Source organism: Fulvivirga kasyanovii, assembly GCF_009711405.1.
GTDB classification, from domain to species: Bacteria; Bacteroidota; Bacteroidia; order Cytophagales; family Cyclobacteriaceae; genus Fulvivirga; species Fulvivirga kasyanovii.
The window spans coordinates 1-7,081 of sequence record NZ_SMLW01000518.1 but is presented as its reverse complement, the minus strand read 5'-3'; the positions used below and the strand labels follow the sequence as shown (position 1 = coordinate 7,081).

Annotated in this window: 4 protein-coding genes; 1 reads left to right on the top strand and 3 read right to left on the bottom strand. The window is 45.3% G+C overall.

The window, feature by feature from the left end; all coding sequences use genetic code 11:
* Positions 1-558 (top strand): 5-formyltetrahydrofolate cyclo-ligase (locus tag E1163_RS11060; RefSeq protein ID WP_185156052.1); only part of this gene is annotated, 558 nt, incomplete at its 5' end.
* Here E1163_RS11060 and E1163_RS11055 read toward each other — a convergent pair.
* From E1163_RS11055 to gltB, 3 genes are all read right to left on the bottom strand, one after another.
* Positions 559-1,014 (bottom strand): 3-oxoacyl-ACP synthase, encoded by a 456-nt coding sequence (locus tag E1163_RS11055; RefSeq protein WP_155171624.1) that lies wholly within the window; start codon positions 1,012-1,014, stop codon positions 559-561. It abuts the gene before it with no gap.
* 80 nt (positions 1,015-1,094) lie between these two features.
* On the bottom strand, positions 1,095-2,561 hold the full coding sequence (locus tag E1163_RS11050; RefSeq protein WP_155171622.1) for a glutamate synthase subunit beta: 1,467 nt from the start codon (positions 2,559-2,561) through the stop codon (positions 1,095-1,097).
* Between the two features lies 1 nt (position 2,562).
* Entirely contained in the window at positions 2,563-7,080 is a 4,518-nt protein-coding gene (gene gltB / locus E1163_RS11045) for a glutamate synthase large subunit (protein WP_155171620.1), read from the bottom strand.
* Position 7,081 lies beyond the last annotated feature (1 nt).

Here is a 7,081-nt window from a genome sequence, read left to right as displayed (position 1 = left end):
AATACCTTACGAAAAGTTTATCTGGAAAAAAGGCTGACCTTAAGTTCTGAGGAATATCAAAGGAGAAACAGACTGCTTATCGACAGGCTGATAGAGTACGTGGATTTTGCTCAGGTCAGATACATGCATACCTTTCTTTCTATGACCGATAAACATGAGGTGGATACTTACTCAATAATCAAGGTGGCAAGGGAGCTAAATCCTGATATAAACGTTGCTATTTGTAAAACATTACCAAAAGGCGAACTGTCTCATTACATTCTTAATGACAGAACACGGATTGAAAAAAACAAATGGGGAATACCAGAGCCGGTTGAGGGTGAGGCTGCAGATATTGAGGCTGTCGACCTTGTGCTTGTTCCTTTAATCAGCTTTGATAGAGTAGGACACAGGATAGGCTACGGTAAAGGGTTTTATGACAGGTTTTTGAAAAAGGTGCCGCAGGCTAAAAAGGTAGGACTTGCACTGACACCACCATTGGATATTATCGAATATTCGAATGAAATGGATGTAAAACTGAATGCCTGTGTAAGCCCCTTTGAAGTTTATGACTTCTGATTATAATACTTGTTGAATATTAAATGTCCTTCCGTTTAGCTCAATACTCTCCTGGGCCTTCTTGTCCATCAATAGTGCGCCGAGAGGTGATGAAGGAGCAATAGCAAAATAGTCCTTTCCGTCCAGGATGATTTTACCTAAACCGATAGAGATATAAAAACTGCCATTATTGGTAATGACAAGGCTCCCTATTTGTACCGTATCATAGCTTTTACCGGGAATGATCCTGTCAATGATCTCCTTAAGTTTTCTGGCCTCGGACAACTGTACAGCGTTGTTCTCCATTTCCTGCTGCATCATTTCCCTTCCCGTTTCATATTTATCGCCTGCCGAACTTTTTGTCTCGTCGTTGGCAGCTTCCTGCGCCGAATCCATGGCATCTTTAGCGTTCTTTATACGCTGGTCCACGAGTTCGCGGCACTTGTCATAAAGTTGTTGTTTTAAACCTGGGCTCATGTTTATTTGGTATCAATAAATTAAGACACCAAATAAACACAATTACCAGAAAATATTGTTTGCCGTGAACTCTATTTATTTCAATACGACATCACATTTAAAAAGGAATCATCTTTGGAAGGCAAACGGCTTTCACCCATCAGGTACTTATCAACCTCAATAGCTGCTTCCCTTCCCTCGGAAATAGCCCAAACGACCAGTGACTGGCCTCTCCTGGCATCTCCTGCAGCAAAGATATGATCTATATTGGTTTGATAATTTTTTGTATCCGCATTGCCTCTCAGGTCAGCGTTGACACCAAAGGCTTTAAGCAATTCGTTTTCGGGGCATAGAAAACCTATGGCCAGTAAAGCAAGCTGGCAAGGTATTTCCCTTTCCGATCCCGGAACCTCTTTAAAGCCTTGCTTACCACTGTCGTCCATGCCCCACTCGATATCCACAAGCTTTACTTTTTCCAGTTGACCGTTGCTGTTTCCGATAAACTCTTTGGTAAGGATAGCCCACTGTCTCTGGCCCCCTTCTTCGTGAGAAGAAGAGGTGCGCAGAGTCATTGGCCATAATGGCCAGGGGTCGTTTTCTGTTCTATTAGGAAACGGTTTACTTAAAAGTTCAATTTGTGTAACGGATCGGGCGCTCTGCCTGTGGGATGTGCCAATGCAGTCCGATCCTGTATCTCCCCCGCCTATAACCAACACGTCCTTATCCCGGGCAGAGATTTTTTCTTCCTGTAGCTTATCGCCGGCTACTTCTTTATTTTGCTGAGTGAGAAAATCCATAGCGAAGTGCACCCCTTCAAGCTCCCTCCCCGGAATGGGCAGGTCTCTGGGAAGAGTGGCACCTGTACAGATCACCACTGCATCGTGGTTTTCGTTGATCTCCTCAGCAGAAATATTGACGCCAATATTGGCATTTACTTCAAATTTAATTCCTTCGGCCTTCATGATCTCCAGCTTCCGGTCTATTACCCACTTTTCAAGTTTGAAATCGGGTATTCCATATCTCAGCAGTCCGCCAATACGGTTTTCGCGTTCATACACGGTAACCCAATGCCCGGCTTTGTTGAGCTGGGCAGCTGTGGCCAGGCCCGCAGGGCCTGAACCTATTACAGCTACTTTCTTGCCGGTCCGGTTCTTAGGGGGATGGGGGGTGACATACCCTAGTTCATAAGCCTTCTCGACAATGGTCTTTTCAATATGCTCAATAGCTACCGGAGGTTTGTTTATACCAAGTACACAACTGGCCTCACAGGGGGCAGGGCATATCCTGCCGGTGAATTCAGGGAAATTGTTGGTAGAAGAAAGTATCTGTATGGCCTCTTCCCACTGTTCACGATAAACAGCATCATTAAATTCAGGAATAATGTTGCCTAAAGGGCAGCCATTATGACAAAAAGGAACCCCGCAGTCCATGCATCGGGCTGCTTGTTGATTGGTTTTCTTTTCCGGGAATTCATCATAGATCTCCTTGAAATCCTTGATTCGCTCCTGTGGAGGCCTCGATTGAGGCAATTCTCTGTTAAATTGTAAAAATCCGTCCTTCTGTCCCATATTAAACTGCTACTTTTATCGAGTCCTTATTTTTCATTAAAATGGCTTTGTAATCGTTAGGGATTACTTTCACAAAATGCTTGGAGGTTATTGGCCATTGCTTTAAAATATCATCAGCTACATCACTTCCGGTATACTCCTCATGTTTGCTGAGCATGCTTTTTATCTTTTCTTCATCTTCGTTATCGAGGGATTCCAGGGATACCATTCCCTTGTTGCACAGCTCCTCAAATTGCGCTGACGGATCAAAGACATAGGCAATCCCTCCGCTCATACCAGCCGCAAAGTTTTTGCCTGTCGGTCCAAGGATTACTACCCTGCCTCCGGTCATGTATTCACAGGCGTGGTCACCAACGCCTTCTACCACTACTTCCACACCGGAATTTCTTACGCAGAAACGCTCACCGGCCATACCCCTGATGTAAGCCTCACCTTTAGTGGCTCCATAGAAGGCCACATTACCTATAATAATGTTTTCTTCTGCTTTAAATGTGGATTGTTTGTCCGGGTATACGATCAGCTTACCGCCACACATGCCTTTGCCAAAGTAGTCATTAGCTTCTCCTTCAAGTTCAAATGTAGAGCCTGCTGTCAGAAATGCACCGAAGCTTTGTCCGGCAGAACCTTTGAAGTTGAAATGGATGGTATCTTCCGGCAAGCCTTCACCCTTGTATTTTTTGCTTACCTCATTGCTGAGCATAGCGCCTACGGAGCGGTTGGTATTTTTGATGTCAAAGTTCTTGAATACTTTTTTGCTGTTGCCAATGGCAGGTCCGGCAGCATTGATAAGCTTCCAGTCAAGAACTTCATTCAGGTTATGATCCTGCTCGAGCTGCTTATAAGTGCCTACATGTTCTCCGATAGGCTCTTTATAAAGTATCGGCTTAAGATCAAGATCCTTGAATTTCCAGTGGTTGATCTCTGGTCTTACCCTGAGTACCTCTGTTTTACCAACCATTTCATCGATAGTCCTGAAACCAAGCTGTGCCATGACCTGACGCAAGTCCTCAGCCAGGAAGTTGAAGAAGTTGACCACATGGTCAGGGTCACCGGTAAATAATTTTCTCAACTCAGGGTTTTGAGTAGCAATACCAACTGGACATGTGTTTAGGTGGCACTTACGCATCATAATACAGCCCTCTACTACAAGTGCAGCAGTGGAAATACCCCATTCCTCAGCACCTAGTAAAGTGGCAATGGCTAAATCTTTGCCTGTTCTGATCTGTCCGTCTGTTTGTACAACGATTCTGCTACGCAGGTCATTTTTTACAAGTGTCTGATGTACCTCGGCCAGACCAAGCTCCCATGGGAGGCCTGCATGACGTATCGAGCTGAGTGGTGACGCTCCGGTTCCGCCGTCAGCACCAGATATAAGCACTACATCAGCATTGGCTTTGGATACACCTGCCGCCACTGTTCCAACGCCAGCTTCAGATACCAGCTTTACATTAATACGCGCATCTCTGTTTGCATTTTTAAGGTCAAAAATAAGTTGAGCCAAATCCTCAATGGAATAAATGTCGTGGTGAGGAGGAGGTGAGATCAATCCCACTCCGGGAGTGGAATGACGTACCCTTCCGATCCATTCATCGACCTTATGCCCTGGTAGCTGGCCTCCTTCGCCGGGCTTGGCACCCTGCGCCATTTTTATCTGTAACTCATCAGCGTTGGTGAGGTAATAACTGGTAACGCCAAACCTTCCGGAAGCCACCTGCTTGATTGCAGACCGCTCCCAGTCTCCATTTTCTTTTCTTTCGAAGCGGATTTCATCTTCACCACCTTCACCACTGTTACTTTTGGCGCCTATGCGGTTCATCGCAATGGCCAGGGTAGTGTGAGCTTCATGGGAAATTGATCCGAACGACATGGCTCCGGTGGCAAACCTTTTGAATATATTTTCTTTCGGCTCTACCTCTTCTATAGGTACCGGAGTTGTGCTCTTGAACTCCAACAGACCCCGAAGTGTGAGGGCATGCCTGCTCTGATCATTGATCTTTTGAGCATACTTTTTATAGAGTTCAAAATTATTGGTGCGGGTGGAATGTTGTAAAAGGTGGATGGTCTCAGGGTTGAATAAGTGTTTTTCGCCACGTCTTTTCCATTGGTATACACCTCCGGTTTCCAGTGTAGCATTGGCTTTTTCCTGATCCCCATAGGCCGCCTGGTGTCTTACCAGCACTTCTCTGGCCAACCCATCAAAACTGAGGCCTTCGATACGTGATATGGTTCCTTTAAAACACCTGTCAACAACCTTTTTGCTGATACCTAGCGCCTCAAAAATTTGCGAAGACTGGTAAGATTGCAAGGTACTGATGCCCATTTTAGAAAGGACTTTCAATAGACCGTAGCCAATAGCCTTTTGATAATTAGCCAGGGCCTGATCTACATCGGTTTCTTTTTCAAGCAAGCCTTTTTTGCAAAGGTCCTTGATTGACTCCAGCGCCATGTATGGGTTAACGGCACTTGCGCCGTAGCCGATAGCCGTGGCAAAGTGATGGGTTTCCCTGATGTCGCCTGCTTCTACAATTAATCCCGCCTTGGTCCTTATTTTTTTCTCGACCAGGTCATGATGAATTGCCCCGATAGCCATTAATGAAGGTATAGGAGCATGGTTTTTGTCTATATTCCTGTCGGAGATAATAATTACTTTTTTGCCGTCAGCGATAGCTCTTTCCGCTGCCATGCAAATGTTATCCAGGCCTTCTTCCAATCTGCCTGGCTTACCATCGGCTATAAATACAGAGTTTATGACCGCATAGCTGAATCCTATATTTTCAAGGTTCTTGAATTTTTGAAGGTCGGAGTTGAGCAATACGGGTTGCGAAATGTGGATTTGCTTAGTGTGCTCCGGCGTTTCATCCAAAATGTTAAGGCTTTCGCCAACTCTTGTAAACAGAGACATTACCATCCTCTCCCTGATGGGGTCAATAGGAGGGTTACTTACCTGGGCAAAAAGCTGCTTGAAGTAATTTGAAATATGCTGACTTTGGTCTGAAAGTACGGCCAGCGGAGTATCAGCGCCCATTGAGCCAACCGGCTCTGTTCCGGAAACAGCCATAGCGCCGAGTATGACTTTTAGCTCCTCGGAGGTATATCCAAAGGCTTGCTGCTTAAACAATAATTTTTCCTCATCATCATGAGGGACAATGTTTGTTGGAGTAGGGATAAGTCTTAGTTTTACCCGGTGCTCCTTGATCCAGTCGACATATGGTTTACGGCTGGTAACCCTGGCTTTTACTTCCTCGTCGTATTCTACTTTCTTTTTAGTTAAGTCAGCAATAAGCATCTTGCCCGGTTGCATACGTCCTTTGCTTACAATATCTGCTGCAGGTACAGGAAGTGCGCCCGCTTCTGATGCTACTATTAAACGGTCGTCTTTGGTAATATAATAGCGCGACGGGCGAAGTCCATTTCGATCCAGCGTTGCTCCTATTACATTGCCATCGGTAAATACCAGTGCAGCGGGGCCATCCCACGGCTCCATTAGCGAAGCGTGGTATTTGTAGAAGGCTTTTCTTTCCGTGTCCATGAGGGTATTATCTTCCCAGGCTTCGGGTACGAGCATCATCATCACATGAGGCAGCGATCTGCCGCTAAGGACCAGCATTTCTACCAGTGAATCAAAGTTTGCAGAGTCACTATGGGTCGGGTCAGTTACAGGGAGGAGCATTTTTAACTCCTGGTCTGTGAACAGGTTAGACTTCATCATGGCCTCCTTAGACTTCATTTTGGTCACATTGCCGCGGATCGTGTTGATCTCGCCATTGTGTGCAATGAACCGGAAAGGCTGCGCCAGTTTCCAGTTAGGAAATGTATTGGTAGAAAATCTGGAGTGTACTATAGCCAGTGCCGATGTTACGGATACGTCCTGAAGATCCAGATAATATGGTCTTAATTGCTGAGTGGTAAGTTGTCCTTTATATACAATAACTTTATGAGAAAGGCTGGGGACATAAAATTCACCATTATTACCTTTTACATTATGACCTATATAATGTGTGGTATAATTTCTAAGTACAAATAGTTTTCTCTCCAGTTCATCACCGGTCAAGCCTTCCCTATGCCTGATGAAGACCTGTTCAATGACAGGCTCCACCTTTTTAGAGCCGGCTCCCGGTATGCTACGATCTACAGGCACAGGCCTGTATCCAAGAACCTCCAGCCCCAGAATGTCTGCATGGCGCTCCAGTACTTCACGACAATCTTCCCTTACTACTTTTCTGGAAGGGAAAAAGATCATACCAACTCCGTATGAACCTGCAGCCGGAATATTAAATCCAAGTTCACTACACTTCACTTCAAGGTATTCATGTGGGATTTGTAATAGAATACCTGCACCATCACCGGTATCAGGATCGCAACCAGTACCACCGCGGTGTTCCATGTTTTCAAGCATGTCAATGGCATCCTGAACTATCTTATAGTCCTTTGTGCCATTGATGTTTGCGATACATCCGATTCCACATGAGTCATGTTCAAGCTCGGGGGTGTACAACCCACGCTTTAGTTGATTCTTCATT

Coding starts and splice junctions, on each gene's coding strand:
- gltB (WP_155171620.1), bottom strand. CDS start 7,080: ATGAAGAATCAACTAAAGCGTGGGTTGTACACCCCCGAGCTTGAACAT.
- E1163_RS11050 (WP_155171622.1), bottom strand. CDS start 2,561: ATGGGACAGAAGGACGGATTTTTACAATTTAACAGAGAATTGCCTCAA.
- E1163_RS11055 (WP_155171624.1), bottom strand. CDS start 1,014: ATGAGCCCAGGTTTAAAACAACAACTTTATGACAAGTGCCGCGAACTC.